The following is a 21,300-nucleotide window of genomic DNA, read 5'->3' on the forward strand; positions in this document are numbered from 1 at the left end:
TTCAGCTTAAGAATTGTCCGTCTAAGCACGTCCCTACTTCTTCACCACACAACTCTCAGACTCTCTGGCCATTCATCAACTCACGTCTCGAACGAAAGGTAAGCTCGTCTAACCCTGTCGCAGAAGACATATCACAAAATAGTCTCTCTCACATCAACGACAGAAAGGTGGGAATAAAAATTCATCTTTACAAGGACTCAAAATATCCGCTAGGTTCCTAGAAGTAACAATTTCATAGAGGGCAATGACCGGGGATATCCGCTTCAGGAATCCTGGCGCCATTTACTTAATGCAACATGGAGAAAAATATGAAAACTACGATTCACCTTGCGGCCAGCCTTCTCTTGCTCTTGACGATTTGCGTGTCTCCCGTGTTTGCCAATCAAGATGATGGCTCAACCGTACAAATTACCTCACCTCAAAATGGTGATGTCGTTGACAGCTCATTTGAATTGACGTACGAAGTGGGAAAAGGCACTCACGGAGACCACGTGCACACATACCTTGACGGCAAATACCAAAAAGGTTTTAAAGGTATGTTTCACGATCTCACGCAAGGGAAGCATCAAATTGCGGTAAAAGTGGCGACTCATGACCATGATATCTTGGCTGCATCCGATACTATCGAAATTGAAGTGAAATAGTTTCAACATTTTATCTGCCGAGAAAATATCCCTGGCCATTAACGAAAGGACCACGCAGGAATTCTTGATCGTAAGAAACTTTCCTCCTGTCGCCATCTCTCAAGAGATAGCGACAGGGGAAAAACACGTGATGACGTCACAAGCATAATCTCGAAATTCGTACCTCTTCTGAGAATTCAACGGGCCATCAACCATGCGTATGGATAAGAAATGAATAAAAGTAAAAAACAAGTCTTGACGATAGCCGGCTCTGACTCAGGAGGAGGAGCTGGGATTCAAGCTGATCTGAAAACGATGTCCGCACATGGGGTCTTTGGCATGTCAGTCATTACCTCGATTACGGCGCAAAATACACAGGAAGTTACGTCCGTCCATGATCTCCCCCTTTCGATCATCGAAGCACAACTAGATGCGGTCTTTGTAGACTTTGATGTTGCGGCCGTCAAAATCGGGATGCTGGCAACCGCAGACATTGTTCAAACAGTCAGTAAAAAAATTACGCAATACGAGGGCAAGAATCTCATTGTCGACCCGGTCATGGTTTCCAAAAGTGGCCACACCCTTTTACAAACTGACGCCATCCAAGTTCTGAAAACAGACCTGATCCCCATGGCGCTGCTCATCACACCCAATATCCATGAAGCAGAATTGTTGACGGAGACGAAAATTCAGACGCTCGCCGACGTAAGACTCGCATGTAAAACTCTTCAAGCATTGGGTTGTCAGCATGTGCTCATCAAAGGTGGGCACTTCCTCGAAAAGCCTGCGATGGATGTGCTCTATGATGGACGATTCTTTCGAATGTATCCAGGCGAATATATCGATACTCCCCATACCCATGGCACAGGTTGCACCTATGCCTCCGCCATAGCCGCCAATCTGGCGAAAGGGTTACCCCTCCCAGATTCCATCGAAGCCGCAAAACGATATATTACGGCCGCGATCCGTAACGCCCTCGCCATCGGACATGGACATGGCCCAACAGATCATTTCTATTTTCTTCCCGATTATAGCGAATCCAAATAAGCTCCAATTGAGGCATAGTAACTACCCCCACGCAATCACTCATTTCAAACATGCGGAAGTTAATTGAAACGGCTAATAAGATAAATTTCTACGCCTTGAAGGAAATTGGTAGATCACCACCAGGAAAACAAAGAGAGAGGTCAACAAAACAGATACAAGGGATTATCTAACATAACAACGAAAGCGGGAAGATGTACTTAGAGGCGGAGAAAGGTAAGTGAAACGCTGTATTCATCCTTTTATTTCTTGCGATGCATGAAATAAGAAAGAGGAACGCTACGCCGAATAAATACTGAAAAAATATGGCAGAAGCATAGAGACCGCCGTTCATCATTTCGACACCCTTTCCAAATATGTCACAATCTTATCAAGGGCTCCGGCGCTTAACTTTTTCCCATACCAACGAGGCATCACGCGATCTGGATAGCCAGGAACCACATACGCTCCAGGCTCAAGAATTGACTCCATGACATACTCATGAACCGTTGTCGCCTTGCCGTGGTAATTAGGATCCTTAAGACGTTTAGGACCATTGATCCCAAGAACTAAAGGCGGACCTTCCTGGCCTTTGGCTGCCAGAATTCCAGGAATCGTATGGCATGCCGCACAGCCAGATTGAATGAAGAGTTTGGGAATAGGTTCATCACCAGTTGCCAACGGAACATTGGCCGCGACAACCTTAGATTTCGCGGCAGCAGCTTTTCTTGAACGTTGGTCTTTGGCTTCTGGACCAGACGTCGCTGAATTAGGCTGACCGGAAAAAACAGTAAACACCAACGTCACAAAAATGCCACCACACACCACCAGAAGAATTAACCAGGTTTCACGATCTAAAGACGAATTTGAAGGTTTCTTGTTTGACATAAGGCTCCATCATAACGAGAACACGTTTGAACTGTGAGACGAATTCGATTCACACGATCTAGCCAAAGCTAGATAGTTTATATCGCTGAGTGTGTACGTACAACATGGCGTTGTCCGACGGGCACAAATAGCAAATATTGATGTACTACCTCAGAAAAAAGGTCTTGATAACTGCAAAAAGCCTATGCCGTCTGTATCAGCAACCATAAAGTAAAAGATGCTGACAGCCCAATCACCTTAATACACTTAGAGCTATAGCCGTCCCAATAAAAGTCCTCAATCTGTAGTTCATTATGCGCTGTGCAATCAAGATTGCTTCAGCTGGATATTATTAGGTTTCGCTATAGTCCCCCACAGAATCTGTGGACAACATTGTGAATGAACGCTTCGTAAGCCACATGTTCGGCTTATCGGCTGCGCCTCAATGACAAGTTGCACATTTGTTAGGCATTGTGGCCCTCTGTCGAAGACTACCATATCTCGTATTTCGAGTTTACCCCTAGAAATAAATCCTCATTCGTGAGATATCATTATTTTACGAAACGCCTATTTTGCCACAACGACAGATCAAAACATGACCCGTGTTGAATCGGTCTTATGCTAATCACTCCAGCCTTTATACCACACCCTCTCTTAACTGGCCCCCACCGAATGACGCTCATCCCACGATGGATCCCCAGACCACAGCTCCTCAAAAATGTTCCTGTCACGGATCGTCAGTTTTGGGTGGACTCCGACTCGCAGATCGCAGCAAAGTGCCATTGGCAGGAACAAGCCAACCAACACCCCACCTTGCTCATCATTCATGGCTTAGAAGGTTGTACAGACTCCCATTACATGATAGGCATCGCGCACAAAGCTTGGCATGCAGGCATCAATGTGGTCAGACTGAATCAGCGGAATTGCGGAGGAACCGAACATCTGACACCAACACTCTATCATACAGGAATGAGTAACGACCTCCGTGCCATCATGACTGAGCTCATACACCAAGACCAACTTTCAGATCTGTGGGTAGCAGGATTTTCTATGGGTGGCAACCTCACATTAAAGTTGGCAGGTGAAATTGGAGCAACCATACCGGAAATACATGGCGTCGCTGGCGTCTGTCCCAATATTCATCCAGCGGCCTGCGTCGAAGCCCTTCAACAACCAAGAAATTTGATGTATCATCACTACTTCCTTCCAAGACTCAAAGCTCGGCTACGACGAAAAGCTCAGCACTTCCCCAATCGATGGGACCTATCCAAGCTTTCCGGCATCAGATCCATGAGGCAGTTTGATGACGCCTTCACGGCTCCAGACGCAGGCTATCGAGATGCCGAAGATTACTATGAGCAATGTGGAGCTCGCCATGTGTTACACAATATTCGCATACCCACACTCATTGTCACGTCACAAGATGATCCCTTTATCCCGTATGACACCTTTCTCATTGATGGGATTCAATCCAACCCTTTTATTCAACTCATCGCGACAGACGCAGGAGGACATTGCGGATTCCTCCAACAATTTCAGCCAAATGAAGATTATTTCTGGATTGAGAACCGTATTATTCAGTTTGTCCTGACAGGAACCAGATCGAATACACTTTAACGTTCAATGCAAGCCATAAATATTTTTCTGAAAATTGCTTGCCACACCTGGCCTATGTCACCAATGACCCTTCTCAGCAAATTCCAAGACAACTCTTAGGAAAAGAATTCATGACAATTCTGGAAGATCTCTCATATGGCAATTAATATTGCTCTTGGCTTGACCAGCCTTTTGGTTTACGCTAGAACCAGTTCTCCAATATGAAACATCATTCAGTCGCCATCAATCGCGGAGTACTGCTGTGAGAAGTAAATCACCCATACGACGACCAGAGTTTCTACAGCAAGTTCACGAGCCCACAAAAAAATACCTCGAAGAATGGCTCGATGCTCCGGCGCATATTCATCACATTGCCCATCGTATGGCCAATCCGCCAATCGAACGTCCACTCAGTCGCCGTGAATTCAAACAATTACTCGAGAGCCTTGCTATTCCAGCTCAAACCTCGGTTGTACACGAAAAATTTGGATACGGAGTGCGCACCGCTGAAAATGGAGACCAGCTCGTGGTCACGTGGGAAGCCCATACCGAATATTACAGTTATCAAGTCTGGCACATTCCCGGTAATCCGTCAGCCTTGCTGGAATTCGGTCCCATCACATTTCCCGGCTACCACTTTCCATTTTCGCCCCTCGGCATCGCGATTAACTCTCTCGATATCCTCATTACGCCAAATACTCAAGTCACGCCTCAAGCACTCAAGTTGCGTATGCCCGGGCCTCAACTCCATGGCGGGCGTGTGTTCGGAGAAGACATCTCCGTTGTGGCAAGTTTTACCCCCGATGAGAATGGTCGTGAGCGATACTACGTCTGTGCGGCCTCTCGCGAATTACTGCAACCGAAGATCGCAGGATTAATCGACACGATCGTCTCAATTGAAAACTACACCCACTTAATTCTACTCCCCTATCAGGCGTTCACCACAGCAGTCGATCAAGTGCATCAGTTCGAGCAACGGCATCTTTATCAACGAAATGTCATTACGACACAGCTTGAACAGGCCACCTCACAAAAACTTCAAAAATGGCTGACAGTGCTGACTCAGGATTTTATGAAAGTCAGTCGGTTGGCTGAATCCATGCGCTATAAACTCTCGGCGTCCGTCCCCTACGAACGCATCGTAGAAAGTAACCTTCAGGCGTTACAAGAACAGCCCTTACCCTCTTGCCGACTCATCTCTGACTATATCCATCACAAGACCACAGGTGTCTCGGATGGATATCAACAGTTGATGAAACGGATTGATGCATTAGAAAAGGACTTTGAGGGTACGATTTCCGTCATTCGCACAAAAGTTGATCTACTCTTGCAGGATCATAATATTGCGCTTCAGGATCAAAATCTCAAAATGTTAGCCAGTGTCGATAAAACAACGAAAAGCCAAGCCATTCTGCAACATACCGTTGAAGGATTGTCCGTCATTGTTATTGCCTACTATCTCAGCGGTTTAGGAGGTTATGTGTTTAAAGCTCTCCATGAAGCCGGGATCTTACAGAGCTACGCGTTTGCTTCTGGCATCTTTGTCCCCATTTCTCTTCTCATGTCATTCGGACTCGTCTTTATTGGCAGGAAAATTCTTAACAAACGACTGTTTAATGACCACTAGCATCATAAACGAATACCCGTCTCGACAGAACGCCCCGAAAGATTGACATGCAAGAAACCGATTCACTTGCCCCTTGCCCAGATTCTCCCAATTGTGTGTCGTCACAAAGTCTAGATACCGAACACTATATTGAGCCCTTCTCCTATTCAGGTACCCTCGCAGAATCCAAATCAAAATTGCGTGCCTTATTCAAGGATCAACCTCGAACCCGTATCGTCGCAGATACCGACACCTATCTTCATATTGAAATTTCCTCTTTAGTATTTCGATTCATCGACGATGTCGAATTCCTCATTGATGATGAACAGAAACTCATTCACCTGCGATCAGCATCCAGAACCGGATATTGGGACCTAGGGGTCAACCGAAAACGGATGGAAGCCCTACGGACTCAATTCCTTCAATTACCCTAATCCACCCCCCAACTCGTTTTGCCATTTGTCCGTTATCCAAACATCTTTTAGACAAGGAGGTCTTTCATGGAAGAAATGCTCGATCAAGGAATCAAGTTACTCACTACCTATGGACTTAACGTCATAGGGGCAATCCTCATCCTCATTATTGGTCGGTTCGCCGCCTCGTGGGTATCTCAAGCCGTCGACTCATGGCTTCAAAAGTCTGGGAAAGTCGATGAAACCTTACGACCGTTCTTTTCAAGCTTTGCACGCTACATTGTGCTCATCATTACGGTCCTTGCCGTCCTTTCGCAATTCGGCATTGAGACCACAAGCCTCATTGCCGTTTTAGGCGCAGCCAGTTTAGCGATCGGCCTCGCATTACAGGGAACACTGAGTAACGTCGCCGCAGGAGTCATGCTGCTTATTTTTCGACCGTTCAAGGCAGGAGACTATGTCGAAGCGGCGGGTATTGCAGGCACGGTAAAGTCCATTACGTTATTAGTCACGGAACTTGCGACACCGGATAACGTACAAATTCTTGCCCCCAACAGTCAGGTCTGGGGAACCATCGTCAAGAACTATAGCTTTCACTCAACACGACGCGTCGACTTAGTCATGGGTATCGATTACGGTGATGATATCGACAAGGCTATTCAGACCGTGACATCTGTGGTCAATGCCGACACGCGCATTCACAAAGAGCCGGCACCCATGGTCGTCGTCGGCAATCTTGGAGAAAGTTCGGTGGACCTAACGATACGCGTCTGGTGTAACGCTAGCGACTATTGGGGCGTGAAGTTTGACCTCACGAAATCACTCAAGCAACGGTTCGACGCTGAAGGCATCTCGATTCCATTCCCACAACGTTCCTTACATATGGTAAAAGCCGAAGCATCATCATGATCAATTCTTGAAATGTTTCAACACCTTCATATGCTCCTACGCAATAAAGAAGTCGCACTTCTTTTACCTTAAATACGATGCATATGGTAATGTAATGTCATACACATAAATGAAGGGGCTCTATGCGTACAAATATGGTGATAGACGAACAACTACGTGCAGAGGCTCAACGCATCACGGGAATCAAAACAAAGAAAGGCGTGGTTGAAGAAGGACTCAAAGTTCTTCTTCGACTCCAACGTCAACAAGCCGTCAAGAAACAACGGGACAAGCTCAAATGGACCGGCAATCTAGAAGCCATGCGACGTGACACTCAACAATGATTATCGTCGACACATCAGTATGGATTGATTATGTTAATGGAAAGTTCTCTCAAGAAACGGACAATTTGGATGACATGCTTGTAAATCAGGAAATTCTCCTTAGAAACCTTATCGTAACTGAAGTTCTTCAAGGTTTTCAGGAAGATCGCCATTTTCACGAGGCACAAACGATGTTGAATAACTTCCCTATCCCTTCAATTCTAGGACCCCAACTTGCCATTTAGAGCGTTAAAAATTATCGCACACTCCGAAAACGTGGTGTTATGGTCCGAAAAACTATTGATGTCATAATCGGCACCTACTGCCTGGCACACCACATCCCATTACTCTATACCGATCGAGATTTCGACCCAATGGTTCGATACCTTGGGCTCAAGTCATTGCTGTAAGAATCGCCGGTCTTCCTCCTTCCCAAAACCCAACGACATTGAGCCCTATCTTTAGGCTAGAGGTTTCCAGCCACTCAGCAAAAAATCCAAAGCTATTAGCTCTTAAGACTATTGCATCGTTAAGGCTTTGAATTTTTCACATCAACAATGTCACAAAACATATTCCTGCAACTATTACTAAGCTCTCTCAAAATGACAAAAATATTACCAAGTAACAAAGAAAAGACCCAGCAACAAATCAGATAGTTCACAAGCTAAGTAAAGCACCTGATGATACGACCGAAAAGGGAATAGAGGAATTCTCTGTCCTTTTTAAGGAAAACAGAACACGTCAACCTGTTACTTGTGAAAAACATCAACCTACCTCACGAAAAAATGAATACTCATGGATAGTGCGACGATTTTTCTGGTGATCATGTTGATGCTTTTGGCCGGCGTGATCTTTTGGGTGGTCAGCACCCATAACCAATTAATACTCTATCGAAACCGATTTAAGAATGCGTTCGCCCAAATCGAAGTCCAGCTCACCCGACGATATGATTTAATACCCAATCTCGTCGAAACAGCCAAAGCCTACATGAAACATGAGCGAGAAACATTAGAAGCGGTCATCAGTGCCAGGAATCAAGCCTCCAATGCCGCAAAACAGGCCTCTGCTCAACCAGAGGATGTGATGGCCATTCAAGGACTAGTAGGAGCTGAAGGCATGTTGACCGGAGCGATGGGACGATTGTTCGCCGTGATGGAAAATTATCCTGACCTCAAAGCTAACGAAAACATGATGCAACTCACAGAAGAACTCACGTCAACAGAAAACCGCGTAGCGTTTTCCCGTCAAGCCTACAATGACGCAGTGATGATTTATAACACGGAACGAGAACGATTTCCGACGAATCTTGTTGCTGACGGATTTCACTTTCATACGGCATTGTTACTTGAAATTGAGGACGTTCAAAAACGTGAAGCGCCGCAAGTTGTCTTCGCCTAGCCCAATACTGTGGACTTTTTCACCTACCAAGACCAAGCCAAACGCAACTCCAAGTGGCTGCAAGGCCTCTTTGGCGTCGCGGTCATTATCACAATTATTGGAGTCCATTGGGTTCTGACAGGCACCATTGCGTGGTATGAGTGGTGGTCTGCACTAGAGACTGAACAATCTACTCCCTTTTCCTGGTCCTTCATTTGGAGTTGGGATTGGATGCTTTTCTCATGGGTCACGCTATTTTGCCTTATCATCATCCTACTTGGCTGTGCCATAAAGTTCATGGAACTGCAGATAGGCGGTGCATGGGTGGCCGAACTCCTGGGTGGAAAACCGATCACTTCAATCAGCCATTCGGCTGAAGCACAAACCATCCTCAATGTCGTAGAAGAAATGTCATTGGCTTCCGGCATCGCTCCACCGCCTATCTATGTACTTGATCGCGAACAAGGTATCAATGCGTTTACGGCTGGGTATAGACCTGAAGATGCCGTAATAGGAATCACACGAGGCGCTATGACCCAACTCACACGGGATGAACTTCAGGGCGTCATCGGCCATGAGATGAGCCATATCCTACATGGCGATATACGCCTTAATTTTGAGATGATCGGTCTGCTCAATGGGTTACAAGGACTTGGCTTACTCGGACGGACAATGCTGAATTCGTGCCTTAATTATAGTGCCTACAGAAGTAACTTCTTCACACCAGCCCATGGTCTCAGTATTGTATTCAGCTTCATCGTCGGATCGGCTCTGAGAGTTGTCGGATCTATTGGAGTAATCCTGGCCGGCATGGTCAAAGCGGCGATTTCCCGTCAGCGTGAATACCTTGCCGACGCCGCATCCGTACAATTCACTCGAAATCCGGAAGGCCTTGCCAATGCATTAAAAAAAATTAGGAGAATAAAGAACGGTTCTGCCATCCATCATTTCGAGGCTCCGCAAGTCAGTCATCTGTTTTTTTCGCAGGGTATTTTCATGGGATTAGATTCGCTTTTTGCCACCCATCCTCCACTGGGAAAGCGAATTCAACGTCTTGATCCAATGTTTCCGAACGACTCCAAAATTTCCGAAGCCGTCCATGCACCAAAAACCATACGCATGTCCGGGAACAAACGTTTTCTTGCCGCAGGTGAAAGACTAACGCCGGAATCCCTGGTACAACAAATCGGGAAACGACACCCTGTCCATGTGGACTATATGCACAATCTTCTTACCAAAATTCCAGCCGTCATCCAACAAGCCGTCCGTGAACCATTTGGTGCCAGAGCCGTCATTTATACACTCTTACTTTCCTCAAACCCGAAAATACGAACCATCCAACACAATCGATTGGCCACCTATGCCGACGACGCAGTCTATCAAGAAACTCGTAAATTAGAGCCTGAAATTTTGGAGCTTCACCCAGCCGTACGATTACCGCTTACAGACATGGCCATTTCAGCACTGACACGACTTTCTCCTCAACAATACACAACGTTTAATACTAATGTCCTGGTCATCATTCCAAAGAGTGATCACGAAGCTCTCTTTGGCTGGACCTTGCGGCGAATTCTGTTGCGGCACCTCGCTCCTCATTTTTCTCCCTCCGCAACACCAAGCACGAGACACGGTTCCATCAAAGTTATTGCTCATCATTGCGGCTATTTGCTCTCCGCCTTAACCCACTATGGGAAAGGCAACGACAACGACATCCGACAGGCCTTTCGAGCAGGCCAACGTGTATTAAGAATCTCAAGACTCCCGTTGACGCCTGCGAGTCTTTGCACATTTGCATCTCTGGATTTGACGTTACACACTCTGGCCGAAACCTCCCCACGCCTCAAACGAATCATCATCAAGGCCTGCGCGGCATGCGTGCTAGCCGATCAACAGATCACCATTGAGGAAGCCGAATTACTTCGTGCGATTGCAGATTCTTTAGGATGCCCCATGCCGCCGCTATTGATAACACAGCCTGAGAATACTCAAGAAGGCCAGATATTGCCCAGGCCTCTCTCTTCCAAAGAATTATCAATTCTTTCCGAGGATTGGCCCCAGGAATCCTCTCGCAGCCATATCCACGTACACTAACTGGCTTGCGTCCATACATGAGATTACCGGTATGACATTTTGCTTCTACAAGCTTTTTACGCAATAATTAAACAAACTCTAGCAATCATCTGACTCAACCCAGTAAAGTAGACACGATATGAAGAAAAAAACATCGTATCAATCTTTTCAACCCATCACGTTCATTGGTCATTGTTATGTCATTTGTCCCAACGCATGAAATAAGCCGAACTTCGGCCTCCAAACAACGGCAACGTCTACCTGACTGGTTTAAGATTAAACTTCGGCAAGGACCGGACTATCGAGATATTCGTAAGATTATTGACGAACGCGGCTTGCACACGATTTGCGAAGAAGCTCGATGTCCGAATATGTGGGAATGTTGGAATAACCGCACGGCAACATTTCTTATCTTAGGAGATATTTGCACGCGACGCTGCCATTACTGCTCCGTCGAAACGGGTAGACCGACAAGTCTTGACCTCGATGAGCCGCAACGCGTTGCCGAAGCGGTCGAGGCCATGGCTCTCCGGCATGCGGTCATTACCTCAGTCAATCGAGATGAGTTAGAAGATGGTGGAGCGGCGCTCTTTGCGGAAACCATTCGTCTGATTCATGAGAAGATTCCTACTTGTGGAATCGAAGTCCTCATACCAGATTTTCAAGGCAGCGAATCAGCCCTACGGACAGTCTTGGACGAGAAGCCAGACATTTTGAATCACAATATTGAAACTGTCCCTCGGTTATTTCCATCCATCCGTCCACAGGGAAAATACAACAGGTCCATTCAACTCCTGAAGCAAGCCAAGCAATTGGGAGCAACCACAAAATCCGGACTTATCGCAGGCCTTGGCGAAACGACCGAAGAAATTCGTGAGGTCATGCGAGATTTGCGATCCGTAGACTGCGACATTCTCACTCTTGGTCAATATCTCCAGCCCACCAAAGCCCATATGCCCGTCGCCCGCTTTTATCACCCTGACGAATTCGAAACCTTCAAAGAAGAAGCCCAAGCACTTGGCTTTCACCATGTCGAATCCGGGCCTCTGGTCAGAAGCTCCTATCACGCAGAGCAACAGACGGCTAATACAGCCATTTAACACCCCAACCTAGTCTCGCTGGGAGATAATGGTAGCATAGTTAGATCTACACAAGAGAAGTAGCAAAAGGATGGGACAACCAGACACATCTAATGACCAACATACGGAAAGCAAGTAATTCGTGAGTCAATATGAAAAATTATTAGAGCAAATTTTACGAAAAACTTCTGACGCAAATATTTCATTTACAGATCTCAGGTAATTGCTTATCCACCTGGAATTTACAGAACGTATTCGGGGAGATCATCATATTTTCTCAAAACATGGGATTGAAGAAATAGTCAACCTTCAACCAAAAGGGGTAAAGGCAAAGCCCTATCAAGTTAAACAGATTCGAAAATTAATCGTTCGGTATAAGTTAGGAGTAAACGATGGACAGTAGGTTTGAAATCATTATTTACTGGAGTCAAGAAGATGATGCATTTATCGCGGAAGTCCCAGAGCTCTCTGGCTGCATGGCAGACGGGCAGACCTACCAGGAAGCTGTGACAAATGTGGAAACCGTGATCAAAGAATGGATTGAAACAGCCCAAGAACTTGGACGTCCAATTCCTGAGCCACGTGGTCGGTTGCTATTTGCATAACATTTCACAAGATCAATCACAAAATCCATGGAATAAAATAAAAGACGGAATCCTTGACTTCCAAGTAAATGCATCACGCTTAAAGATGGGCCTCCACAAAAAACAAGCCTTCCCCGTACTTGTTTCCGATCGTCCGTCCACAAGGCAAATATAATCGTTCGATTCAATTCCTCAAACAAGCCAAGCAATTGGGTGCCACTACCAAATCTGGACTTATTGTGCCGGTCTGGGAAAAACCACCGGCGAAATTCCAAAGGTCACGCGCAACTTGCGATCCGTGGACTGGGGTATCCTTACGATTGGCCAATATCTTCAATCCACCAAAGTCCATACGACCGCTTTTAACACACTGATGAATTCGAATTTCCATCTAGATTTTGCGATCTATACAAAGAACGACTCTTCCACATAACGAAGAAAGTCGAAGAAAAAATTCAAGAATATGAGCATGGTATTACTTAAGAGCGTGAAATAAGCCCCGCGGTGTCTCCTATCCTGCACCTTCCACATCCATACTCAACGCAATAGCATAGATGCCAAATTGGGGAACCCAGTGGCTATACTTTTTGTAATCATCCCGCCAATATTGCGGTAACTCCATGTGCGTGACAATATGATTCACGTACATGTTTCGGTAGGCTTCATCTCCTGTCATAGTAAAAAGACTCCAGAACCCCCAGGATCGACTAAAGTTCAACCCAGCCGAATGTGGAGTGAGAACGGTTCCGAGAGGTGAAAGAGATAACGCCTTCGAATGAAATGTTCGATACCAGGCTTCACTCTCCTCAGGTGGTAAAATTGAGAGGATCACTCTCGTCCTCTGAAGAGACGCGGCAAAAAATTCATTGATATTATCGTCATACGACAACTGAAGATTCTTGTCGAGCGGCAATAACTGCTCTCTTGTGAACGACACAAGTTTCTCGCTTAAGATGGATTCATTTTTCCATCGACTCCATTCCCACAGATTCAATACCGCCCAGGATAGATTGCCATATTCTCGGCGAAGCGCATGATGAAGAATCTTTTCGTTCGACAAGGTGAAAATCCACTCTTCTAACCGCCGAACCATGTCCGTTGCGAGTGGCAATAAATCCGTTTCACCCCATCGTTCTCGCTCCTGCGCAAGCTTCAGAAACCAGGCATACCCATATGGCAACTCATGATCCAGATCACCGCGTTGCAGGCAATCAAACTCTCCGGCTAAACGTTCGGAAGCCACAATAGGTTCAACAATATCAGCCCAATGAGATTCTCCAGTAAGCCGTGAAGCCGCCAATAAGGCATACATCCCATGCACACTCGAATGCCAGTCGATACAGCCACAAAAAGCCGGATGCGTGGTGTCCACTCGCGTCATCCCACGTTCGACAACATTCGCAAGTGCACCAAGATATTCTAGTCTCAAGTCACAGAATTTCCTCCAAGTGCTCGAATGCTCCTGGATGTCATGTTTTATAAGCATGTGCTAACAACCTCAACAGATATAATCCAATTCTAAGAGGAGAATTATTAATGCCTGGATAAGTAGAAATCAACAACAGACACCCTAAATTCAAGTAGGGGGTACAATGATTGATATAAAGAAGTGGGGTTCGTGGTGGGAGAGACAGTTGCCAGATTTCCCCATATTGCACTTAAGAATTTTGACCAACGCACACCCAAGGAGGGGCAGTCGTAGGCATGCTGTCGGGGATCGAAGTCACAGCGGCTTACATTATTTGCTTCAGACTTGCAGATCCAACCGCCAACGCTGACCTATGGCTATTTGGATTCAGTTCAGAAGGCTTAGGCCCTCCGGCATGATACTCAACCACTTCATCACCTCGACTGTCAGCCGCTTTACACCCGACCGCCACTTGAGGTGCAAACATGGCCAACAATACTCGGCCACCAAGCGAGAATCGAAATGCGTAATAAACGCAGGAACGCATCACGGAACACCTCCTCCTTTCAGTCCTAGCCTATTGAGCCTTCTGGTGAAAAAATCTCACGGCGACCCTTAAGTCATTTGACGAGAATCAAGTAGCTGCGTCAATGCACGTCTCATTCTTTCTCGTGACAAATGAATGCGGTCGCCGTGACCTGGCAGGACCCATTCGAAGGAAAAGTTGCAAAGGCGTTTCGTTGACGTCCGAAGCTGTTCGGCATTCCACACTAAGCGGGAAGGCATGCCGAGCTCTCCTTTCTCCCGATCCCACCACAAATGGTCTCCCGTAAAGAGGAGTTTTTCTTTATAGAGTAAGGCGAGGCTTCCGGCCGTATGACCAGGCACGGGAATAAATAGAAACTCTGGGCTAGCCTGAATCACGTCATTCCCCTTCACGATCCATTCAGCATCCGGCATCGCCTGATGATCGGCTTCATGAATAATACGGGTCGCGTTAAACTTTTCAGCATATCGATCGGCATCTGCCACGTCATCCTCGTGACTCAAAAAGATATAACGAAGACCTCCAAGATTCTGAAACTCATCCACCAGACGACGAATATATCGGGGAGAGTCAATTAACCAGTTACCGTCGGGATGCGTCACAAAATAACTATTCGCGCCAAAGGATTTCTCTGAATTGAATCCGTTGTAATACACCCCACCTGCGAGTTCGATTGGGAAACTCTCCTGAGCCGTCTTACGAAGCTCTGTATTTTTCGTGACGACACCGATCGACCCAACAGGACAGGCCAACAACGCTTGATACGCGTGAAAGAGATCCAACTCATCCTGAGGTTGATGATACACGGCAGAATACTCATCATCCTCATGAAAGGTCTTCGGAGCTAATTGGCGGCAGGTATCGCAGTTAATACATGTGGCATCAACAAAGAAATTGCCGTCGATATTTGTTGTCAATCGTTTATTCAGGTCAGCCATACATTTCACCCTTCTTCAACGTCTCACTGATGCGGCTCTCTCATTGTATCGCAATACCTGAATACACGAAAAGATACACTCCCATTCATGTGCATACGGGGGCATACTTTTCGCGATAAAAAAAGATTCATGTCAAGTCGTAAATTCAATGCCCATGTAAACCTATTTCCATTTCGCTGAAAATAGGTTTACATGGAGCCCTGAGACCTGCGAAGATAAGAAAACAGTCTCTCCTTACATGAAGGATTAAGCACTTATGACCTCAATGACTCGTGCATTTCTCACATTTGCGGAGGAGGCGCCGATGTCCAGTTTTCGTCTCCAAGTGTTGTCTGTCTTTACGAAATATTCAAGCCTACGCATTTGTCAACGTGTACCAATCTGCAATTGGATGTAAATGTCCAATGGTTAAGGCCTCTTCTGTGAATGACCTATTGTCTCTCTATCGCGACATGCTTCTGATTCGCCGATTCGAAGAGAAGTCTGCTGAAATGTATGCTTTAGCCAAAATAGCTGGGTTTTTACACCTCTACATTGGACAAGAAGCTGTCGCGGTGGGATGTATCGCGGCAACTCAGCCTGAAGATTACATCATGACGGCCTATCGCGATCATGGACATTGCTTAGCGAGAGGGTCAGATCCCAAGCAAGTAATGGCTGAACTGTTTGGGAAAGCGACCGGCCTCTGTAAAGGAAAAGGCGGATCAATGCATCTGATCGATGTAGAGCGGAATTTCATGGGTGGCTATGCCATCGTGGGAGGCCATCTTCCCTTAGCCGTCGGATTGGCTTTTGCCGCGCAATACAAGAAAGAGGACAGAGTCGTTCTCTGCTTTTTCGGAGATGGGGCCATCCCGAGCGGCCAATCACACGAAGCCTTTAATCTAGCTGCTCTGTGGAAGCTTCCCGTGATCTTTATCTGCGAGAATAATCGATACGGAATGGGCACACCGATATCACGTGAAATGGTCCTGTACAAAGATGTCGCTGAACGAGCCAAGGCCCATGGGATACAAGCTGAGCAAGTCGATGGCATGGACGTACTCGTCGTACGAGAATTAATGCAGCGAGTTGTGACCCTGGTTCGAAAAGAACCACAGCCGTATTTCATTGAAGCCTTGACCTACCGTTTCATGGGCCATTCCATGTCTGACCCAGCGCATGGACAGTACCGGACGCGAGAGGAAGTGTCAGACGCCCGAAAAAATGATCCTCTCTTGTTACTCAAAGAAAAGATGAAAAAAGACGAGATGGGAACAGAAGAGCAGTTCGCAAGTGTGGAAAAAGAAATCGAGAAAATTATCGGCGAATGCATCACGTTCGCGGAGCAAAGCCCCTTCCCAGCTCCCTCATCACTACATGAAGATGTCTATGTTGAAGACCAGGAAAAGACCTAGGAAAGTCACGCAATGTCGATGAAGGTTATAACGATGTTTCAAAGTCAGGAAAACGGCTAACATGCTCGTAACGTATCGAGAGGCCCTGAATCAGGCCATGCGTGAGGAAATGCAGAGAGACGATCGCGTATTCTTGATCGGCGAAGAAGTGGGGTATTATCAAGGAGCCTTTAAAGTCAGCAAAGGTTTTGTGGAAGAATTCGGACCAGAACGTGTACGGGATACACCGATTACGGAGGCTGGATTCACCGGATTGGCCGTTGGAGCCGCTATGGCCGGACTTCGCCCGATCGTCGAGCTCATGACATTTAATTTTGGCATTCTCGCCATGGATCAAATTGTGAATAATGCGGCAAAGGTTCGATATATGTCAGGAGGACAGTTTTCGGTTCCCATGGTGATTCGCGGTCCCGGCAGCGCCGCGCACCAATTGGCCGCACAACATTCCCAAAGTCTGGAAGCCTGGTTTTGTCATGTTCCAGGACTCAAGGTGATTGCACCCGCCACACCCCATGACGCAAAAGGGTTGTTAAAGAGTGCGATTCGAGATGAGAATCCCATTATCTTTATTGAAGCCCAACTGTTATACGGCACCAAAGGCGAAACCCCTGAGGACGAATACACCGTACCGATAGGAAAGGCTGATATCAAACGGCCTGGAGAGGATGTCACTCTGGTCGCGTATTCTAAAATGCTCTTGCTCAGCCTTGAGGCCGCCGAAGAGTTGGCGGCGGAAGGTATTGAGGCAGAAGTCATCGATCTGAGAACCCTCCGCCCTTTAGACGTCCCAACATTAGCAGAATCGGTCAAAAAAACCGGACGATTAGTGATCATTGAAGAAGGGTGGAAATTTGCGGGGCTAGGGGCACAAATTGCAGAAACCGTCTATTCGAATGTCTATGACTACTTAGACGGACCCATCGTTCGTGTGACAGGAGAAGACGTGCCGATGCCCTACACGCGTCCACTCGAAGATTTAGCCATTCCAGACAAGGCTCGCATCATCGCGGCCGTCAAGCAGGTACTCTAACATAACAATGAGAAAGGGCGTTCAATGATTACCCGTGTGGTCATGCCAAAACTGACGGACACCATGGAAGAAGGCGTTGTCGTGTCGTGGAAAAAAGCAGAGGGCGATGCAGTCGATGCCGGTGACGTATTGGCCGAAATTGAAACAGATAAAGCCGTTATGGATCTCGAGGCCTTTGGATCAGGATTTTTCCGGAAGGCGCTGGCTGATGAAGGAGACACGGTTCAAGCAGGGTCCCTCATCGCTCTCATTGGTGAATTGAATGACGACATTGAACCCTATGTATCCGAAAAAGAGACAGAGAATACCTCCTCTTCTGATTTAGATCAGAATACGAAAAATTCGGCTGAACCTTCGAAATCAAAAGCGTCCAAGACAAAAGCTTCAGCTTCAAAAACCCCAAACGCTTCAGAATCGTCGCAGGTAAAAACGGAAACTCCTCTAGAAGATCAGGTCTCTACTGAATCGGATCAGAACACAGAGAGTTCGGAAGAATCTACGAAACCAAAAGCACCAAAAAGCAAGGCTCCAACTTCAAAAACTCCGAACGCTTCGGAATCATCTCAAGAAAAAACCGAAACCACGACCGAAGAGATGCAGGAAACTACGGACTCATCACCAAAGAAAATTTCCCCACGCGCGAAGAAGAAAGCCAAGGACAAAGGCATCGACCTCTCCAATGTTGAGGGCTCCGGGCCAGGCGGACGAATTGTTGAACGGGATGTCGTCCGGTTTCCACAGCGGGTACCGCAACCCTCAAATGATGTCATCGAACGTCCGCTGAGCCAAATTCGGAAGGCCATTGCACGTGTCACGACCGAAAGCAAAGCACCTGTTCCACATTTTTACCTGACCGCAGACATCAGTATGACAGAGGCTGAACGGCTACGGGCACAGATGAACGAACTTCAAGATACCTCACTGAGTATTACGACGTTGCTGATTCAAGCTGTGACACTGGCGCTCATCGAACACCCCGAGATCAACGTTTCGTATACGGGCGAAAGCATTCGGCAATATCCCACTATTGATATCGGAGTGGCTGTCGCCATGGAGGAAGGATTAATCACCCCCGTGATACGGGATTGTGGACATAAAACGCTTCGAGAACTCTCTCGAGAAAGTTTTCGTCTGATTCGACTTGCCAGAAATCAAAGACTGAAACCGGAAGAATATTCTGGCGCAACATTTTCAATCTCTAATCTCGGGATGTATGCCATCGAACAGTTTAGTGCTGTCCTCGTTCCTCCTCAAGCGGCCTCTCTCGCAGTCGGCACTATTCAAACCCTTCCGGTCGTTGAAAGTGATGCCGTCATTATCGACCAGCGGATGAAAGTCACACTCTCGTGCGACCACCGGGCACTGGATGGAGCACAAGCGGCCAGATTTCTTCAAAAGTTCAAAGATATACTCGAACAGCCGCTTAAACTCTTCCTTCCGCAAAATACGTGAGCGAGAGGATTCTCTGATGACGCGTTTTACTCCAGATCTTTTCCGTGTCCATACCCCTCTGAATGTCCTGCACTATAGCCGTGTGCGCCCATATCACCATGGCTTCCCTTTCCACCCATACCGTGCATACCGCCATTCATGCCACGATCCATTTGTTGCTTAAGCCGATTACGGAATTGTTGAATTTGGTCAGGAGACAAAACATCCTTCAGTTTCAACAACGTATCAACTCGGTACATCATCAATTGCGTTTGCAATCCACCAATGGCATCGACTTGACTCACGATGGCACTTCGATCCGTCTTCTCTTGATCAAGTAACGATCCTAAATCGATCATGGCAACTCGTAAATCCGCACTATTTTTGATCATCGTTTTTCGATAATCCGACTCCACTGGTTCTAGTTTGCTGACCTGCGCATCCGATAACTTCAGCTCTTTCTTCATACTTAACGGAGAGGCAGACATATGATGTTGCATCCCACCATATGCCGATCCTGAATATTTTTCCATGTCTCCAGAGTGATGAGACTTCCCTTGGCCAGCATGTCCATGGCCTTCATCTGCCAGAGCCAATCCCCACGACAGACAGGTTACAGCCAAGGTCAATTTCATCACATGACAACACACGACTTTCTTGGTCATTGAACACTCCTTTCATACGTTACGAGATACGTCTTTGATGACCAACACCCTAGTCATCTCCTGTAGCATAGCAGTTTCGTTTCCCAGGTTAGGCCTGCCAAAGGTACGGCTATATATAGTATAATCAGATAAATGAATTATTAAATAAAGAGCATCAGCGTCTAGAGAAACACCATGGCCTTTTTCTATGAATCACATCACACCCATGAATAGATAAGAAGGATGTTAACACATGAGAGACTTTTTCCCAGGACTAGCTGGAGTTGTTGCGACGAAATCCAATATCAGTTCAGTGGACGGTCAACAGGGCATTCTGGAATATCGCGGCATTCGTATCGAAGAACTCGCCGCTCACGGCACATTCATGGAAACAGCCTATCTGCTCTTATTCGATGAGCTCCCGACATCATCCGCCCTTCGACAATTTGAAGAAGACCTCTTAATCCACCGGCGCATTAAGTATCGCATCACAGATCTCATCAAATGCCTGCCCGAATCTGGACATCCAATGGATGCCATACAGGCCGCGGTGGCGGCTTTGGGTATGTTTTATCCGGCAACGAATGTCCGTGATCCGGAAGCCCGATACTGGGCGGCCATCCGGTTATTAGCCAAACTCCCAACGATGGTAGCCGCCTTTGCTCGGCTTCGTCATGGCGATGATCAAATCCAGCCCAACGATAATCTGTCCTATTCCGAAAATTTCTTTTACATGCTTTTCGAGCAAAAGCCCGATCCCGCTATTGCCAAGATGTTTGACACCAGTCTCATCCTTCATGCCGAACACACCATGAATGCCTCGACCTTCAGTGGCTTGGTCACGGCTTCCACACTTGCCGATCCATACACGGTGATCTCGTCGGCTATTGGTACACTCAAGGGACCACTCCATGGGGGAGCAAACGAAGCCGTCATTCATATGCTCAGGGCCATCGGTTCGGTTGAACAGGTTGCATCGTTTCTTGATCAAAAAATTGAGGCCAAGGAAAAAGTGATGGGATTCGGCCATCGCGTATATAAAGTGAAAGACCCTCGAGCGCTCATCCTGCAGGAACTTGCACAGCATATGGATAAAGACCAAAAGCCTAATTCATTACTCACCATTGCACGTGCCGTTGAACAAGAAATGGAACAACGCGTTGGACACAAAGGCATTCGTCCGAATGTAGACTTTTATTCTGGGATCATCTACCATCAAATGGGTATTGAAACAGATATGTTTACCCCGATATTCGCGATGTCTCGAGTCGCAGGCTGGCTTGCCCACTGCTTTGAACAGTATCAACACAACCACCTCTTTCGTCCTGATCAAATTTATGAAGGACCACATAATCGTCCCTATGAATCCATCGAATCTCGGAAACCTTCAACCTCTGCCATATAGTCACGTTCTTCTCTCGGGTCGGGAGTGTCGTTCAGCAAAACTTCGTATTTT

General features: G+C 46.7%; 21 protein-coding genes. 16 read left to right on the top strand and 5 right to left on the bottom strand.

Translation table 11 applies throughout. The features are described from left to right. Positions 1-308 precede the first annotated feature (308 nt). Both ACWQXP_RS09965 and thiD read left to right on the top strand, forming a co-directional pair. Positions 309-644 (top strand): hypothetical protein, encoded by a 336-nt coding sequence (locus ACWQXP_RS09965; protein WP_454062666.1) that lies wholly within the window; start codon positions 309-311, stop codon positions 642-644. A 210-nt stretch (positions 645-854) separates the two neighbouring features. Then, positions 855-1,670, top strand: a complete 816-nt coding sequence (gene thiD, locus ACWQXP_RS09970; protein ID WP_454062667.1) for a bifunctional hydroxymethylpyrimidine kinase/phosphomethylpyrimidine kinase — start codon at positions 855-857, stop codon at positions 1,668-1,670. Between the two features lie 330 nt (positions 1,671-2,000). On the opposite strand, the gene ACWQXP_RS09975 is transcribed toward thiD, so the two are convergent. Beyond that, entirely contained in the window at positions 2,001-2,534 is a 534-nt protein-coding gene (locus ACWQXP_RS09975; protein WP_454062668.1) for a c-type cytochrome, read from the bottom strand. 597 nt (positions 2,535-3,131) lie between these two features. Here ACWQXP_RS09975 and ACWQXP_RS09980 point away from each other — a divergent pair. The 10 genes from ACWQXP_RS09980 (at position 3,132) to ACWQXP_RS10025 (ending at position 12,470) form a co-directional block, all read left to right on the top strand. Beyond that, positions 3,132-4,130, top strand: a complete 999-nt coding sequence (locus ACWQXP_RS09980; RefSeq protein ID WP_454062669.1) for a YheT family hydrolase — start codon at positions 3,132-3,134, stop codon at positions 4,128-4,130. 241 nt (positions 4,131-4,371) lie between these two features. Then, positions 4,372-5,736 carry a DUF3422 family protein gene (locus ACWQXP_RS09985; protein WP_454062670.1) on the top strand — a complete coding sequence of 455 codons (1,365 nt, stop codon included), beginning with the start codon at positions 4,372-4,374 and terminating at the stop codon, positions 5,734-5,736. Between the two features lie 47 nt (positions 5,737-5,783). Beyond that, positions 5,784-6,149, top strand: coding sequence for a DUF1499 domain-containing protein (locus ACWQXP_RS09990; protein WP_454062671.1), 366 nt, complete (start codon positions 5,784-5,786; stop codon positions 6,147-6,149). A gap of 66 nt (positions 6,150-6,215) precedes the next feature. Continuing rightward, positions 6,216-7,037, top strand: coding sequence for a mechanosensitive ion channel family protein (locus ACWQXP_RS09995; protein ID WP_454062672.1), 822 nt, complete (start codon positions 6,216-6,218; stop codon positions 7,035-7,037). A 122-nt stretch (positions 7,038-7,159) separates the two neighbouring features. Continuing rightward, on the top strand, positions 7,160-7,360 hold the full coding sequence (locus ACWQXP_RS10000) for a type II toxin-antitoxin system VapB family antitoxin (RefSeq protein WP_454062673.1): 201 nt from the start codon (positions 7,160-7,162) through the stop codon (positions 7,358-7,360). A gap of 263 nt (positions 7,361-7,623) precedes the next feature. Continuing rightward, complete coding sequence (locus ACWQXP_RS10005; RefSeq protein ID WP_454062674.1) at positions 7,624-7,749, top strand: hypothetical protein; 126 nt, start codon at positions 7,624-7,626, stop codon at positions 7,747-7,749. 385 nt (positions 7,750-8,134) lie between these two features. Beyond that, complete coding sequence (locus ACWQXP_RS10010; RefSeq protein ID WP_454062675.1) at positions 8,135-8,737, top strand: LemA family protein; 603 nt, start codon at positions 8,135-8,137, stop codon at positions 8,735-8,737. 9 nt (positions 8,738-8,746) lie between these two features. After that, entirely contained in the window at positions 8,747-10,807 is a 2,061-nt protein-coding gene (locus ACWQXP_RS10015) for a M48 family metalloprotease (protein WP_454062676.1), read from the top strand. 176 nt (positions 10,808-10,983) lie between these two features. Next, positions 10,984-11,886, top strand: coding sequence for a lipoyl synthase (gene lipA / locus ACWQXP_RS10020; protein ID WP_454062677.1), 903 nt, complete (start codon positions 10,984-10,986; stop codon positions 11,884-11,886). Positions 11,887-12,257: 371 nt separating this feature from the next. Beyond that, on the top strand, positions 12,258-12,470 hold the full coding sequence (locus ACWQXP_RS10025) for a type II toxin-antitoxin system HicB family antitoxin (RefSeq protein ID WP_454062678.1): 213 nt from the start codon (positions 12,258-12,260) through the stop codon (positions 12,468-12,470). A 490-nt stretch (positions 12,471-12,960) separates the two neighbouring features. Here ACWQXP_RS10025 and ACWQXP_RS10030 read toward each other — a convergent pair whose 3' ends face one another. From ACWQXP_RS10030 to ACWQXP_RS10040, 3 genes are all read right to left on the bottom strand, one after another. Next, positions 12,961-13,878, bottom strand: a complete 918-nt coding sequence (locus tag ACWQXP_RS10030; RefSeq protein WP_454062679.1) for a DUF2891 family protein — start codon at positions 13,876-13,878, stop codon at positions 12,961-12,963. Positions 13,879-14,182: 304 nt separating this feature from the next. Continuing rightward, entirely contained in the window at positions 14,183-14,404 is a 222-nt protein-coding gene (locus ACWQXP_RS10035) for a hypothetical protein (RefSeq protein ID WP_454062680.1), read from the bottom strand. 68 nt (positions 14,405-14,472) lie between these two features. Continuing rightward, positions 14,473-15,342, bottom strand: a complete 870-nt coding sequence (locus ACWQXP_RS10040) for an MBL fold metallo-hydrolase (protein WP_454062681.1) — start codon at positions 15,340-15,342, stop codon at positions 14,473-14,475. Between the two features lie 422 nt (positions 15,343-15,764). Here ACWQXP_RS10040 and pdhA point away from each other — a divergent pair, with 422 nt between their 5' ends. From pdhA to ACWQXP_RS10055, 3 genes are all read left to right on the top strand, one after another. Beyond that, positions 15,765-16,739, top strand: coding sequence for a pyruvate dehydrogenase (acetyl-transferring) E1 component subunit alpha (pdhA, locus tag ACWQXP_RS10045; protein ID WP_454062682.1), 975 nt, complete (start codon positions 15,765-15,767; stop codon positions 16,737-16,739). Positions 16,740-16,800: 61 nt separating this feature from the next. Beyond that, positions 16,801-17,769 carry a pyruvate dehydrogenase complex E1 component subunit beta gene (locus ACWQXP_RS10050; RefSeq protein WP_454062683.1) on the top strand — a complete coding sequence of 323 codons (969 nt, stop codon included), beginning with the start codon at positions 16,801-16,803 and terminating at the stop codon, positions 17,767-17,769. A 24-nt stretch (positions 17,770-17,793) separates the two neighbouring features. Then, on the top strand, positions 17,794-19,221 hold the full coding sequence (locus ACWQXP_RS10055) for a 2-oxo acid dehydrogenase subunit E2 (RefSeq protein WP_454062684.1): 1,428 nt from the start codon (positions 17,794-17,796) through the stop codon (positions 19,219-19,221). 26 nt (positions 19,222-19,247) lie between these two features. On the opposite strand, the gene ACWQXP_RS10060 is transcribed toward ACWQXP_RS10055, so the two are convergent. Further along, positions 19,248-19,865 (bottom strand): Spy/CpxP family protein refolding chaperone, encoded by a 618-nt coding sequence (locus ACWQXP_RS10060; protein ID WP_454062685.1) that lies wholly within the window; start codon positions 19,863-19,865, stop codon positions 19,248-19,250. Positions 19,866-20,097: 232 nt separating this feature from the next. Here ACWQXP_RS10060 and ACWQXP_RS10065 point away from each other — a divergent pair, with 232 nt between their 5' ends. Next, complete coding sequence (locus ACWQXP_RS10065) at positions 20,098-21,249, top strand: citrate synthase (RefSeq protein WP_454062686.1); 1,152 nt, start codon at positions 20,098-20,100, stop codon at positions 21,247-21,249. Positions 21,250-21,300: the final 51 nt, after the last annotated feature.

The sequence above is a fragment of the Candidatus Nitrospira salsa genome (assembly GCF_965152625.1).

What these genes read in the sequence shown, in the direction of transcription:
- ACWQXP_RS09965 (WP_454062666.1), top strand. Translation starts at nt 309, where the DNA reads ATGAAAACTACGATTCACCTTGCGGCCAGCCTTCTCTTGCTCTTGACG.
- thiD (WP_454062667.1), top strand. Translation starts at nt 855, where the DNA reads ATGAATAAAAGTAAAAAACAAGTCTTGACGATAGCCGGCTCTGACTCA.
- ACWQXP_RS09975 (WP_454062668.1), bottom strand. Translation starts at nt 2,534, where the DNA reads ATGTCAAACAAGAAACCTTCAAATTCGTCTTTAGATCGTGAAACCTGG.
- ACWQXP_RS09980 (WP_454062669.1), top strand. Translation starts at nt 3,132, where the DNA reads ATGCTAATCACTCCAGCCTTTATACCACACCCTCTCTTAACTGGCCCC.
- ACWQXP_RS09990 (WP_454062671.1), top strand. Translation starts at nt 5,784, where the DNA reads ATGCAAGAAACCGATTCACTTGCCCCTTGCCCAGATTCTCCCAATTGT.
- ACWQXP_RS09995 (WP_454062672.1), top strand. Translation starts at nt 6,216, where the DNA reads ATGGAAGAAATGCTCGATCAAGGAATCAAGTTACTCACTACCTATGGA.
- ACWQXP_RS10000 (WP_454062673.1), top strand. Translation starts at nt 7,160, where the DNA reads ATGCGTACAAATATGGTGATAGACGAACAACTACGTGCAGAGGCTCAA.
- ACWQXP_RS10005 (WP_454062674.1), top strand. Translation starts at nt 7,624, where the DNA reads ATGGTCCGAAAAACTATTGATGTCATAATCGGCACCTACTGCCTGGCA.
- ACWQXP_RS10010 (WP_454062675.1), top strand. Translation starts at nt 8,135, where the DNA reads ATGGATAGTGCGACGATTTTTCTGGTGATCATGTTGATGCTTTTGGCC.
- lipA (WP_454062677.1), top strand. Translation starts at nt 10,984, where the DNA reads ATGTCATTTGTCCCAACGCATGAAATAAGCCGAACTTCGGCCTCCAAA.
- ACWQXP_RS10025 (WP_454062678.1), top strand. Translation starts at nt 12,258, where the DNA reads ATGGACAGTAGGTTTGAAATCATTATTTACTGGAGTCAAGAAGATGAT.
- ACWQXP_RS10035 (WP_454062680.1), bottom strand. Translation starts at nt 14,404, where the DNA reads ATGCGTTCCTGCGTTTATTACGCATTTCGATTCTCGCTTGGTGGCCGA.
- ACWQXP_RS10040 (WP_454062681.1), bottom strand. Translation starts at nt 15,342, where the DNA reads ATGGCTGACCTGAATAAACGATTGACAACAAATATCGACGGCAATTTC.
- ACWQXP_RS10050 (WP_454062683.1), top strand. Translation starts at nt 16,801, where the DNA reads ATGCTCGTAACGTATCGAGAGGCCCTGAATCAGGCCATGCGTGAGGAA.
- ACWQXP_RS10055 (WP_454062684.1), top strand. Translation starts at nt 17,794, where the DNA reads ATGATTACCCGTGTGGTCATGCCAAAACTGACGGACACCATGGAAGAA.
- ACWQXP_RS10060 (WP_454062685.1), bottom strand. Translation starts at nt 19,865, where the DNA reads ATGACCAAGAAAGTCGTGTGTTGTCATGTGATGAAATTGACCTTGGCT.
- ACWQXP_RS10065 (WP_454062686.1), top strand. Translation starts at nt 20,098, where the DNA reads ATGAGAGACTTTTTCCCAGGACTAGCTGGAGTTGTTGCGACGAAATCC.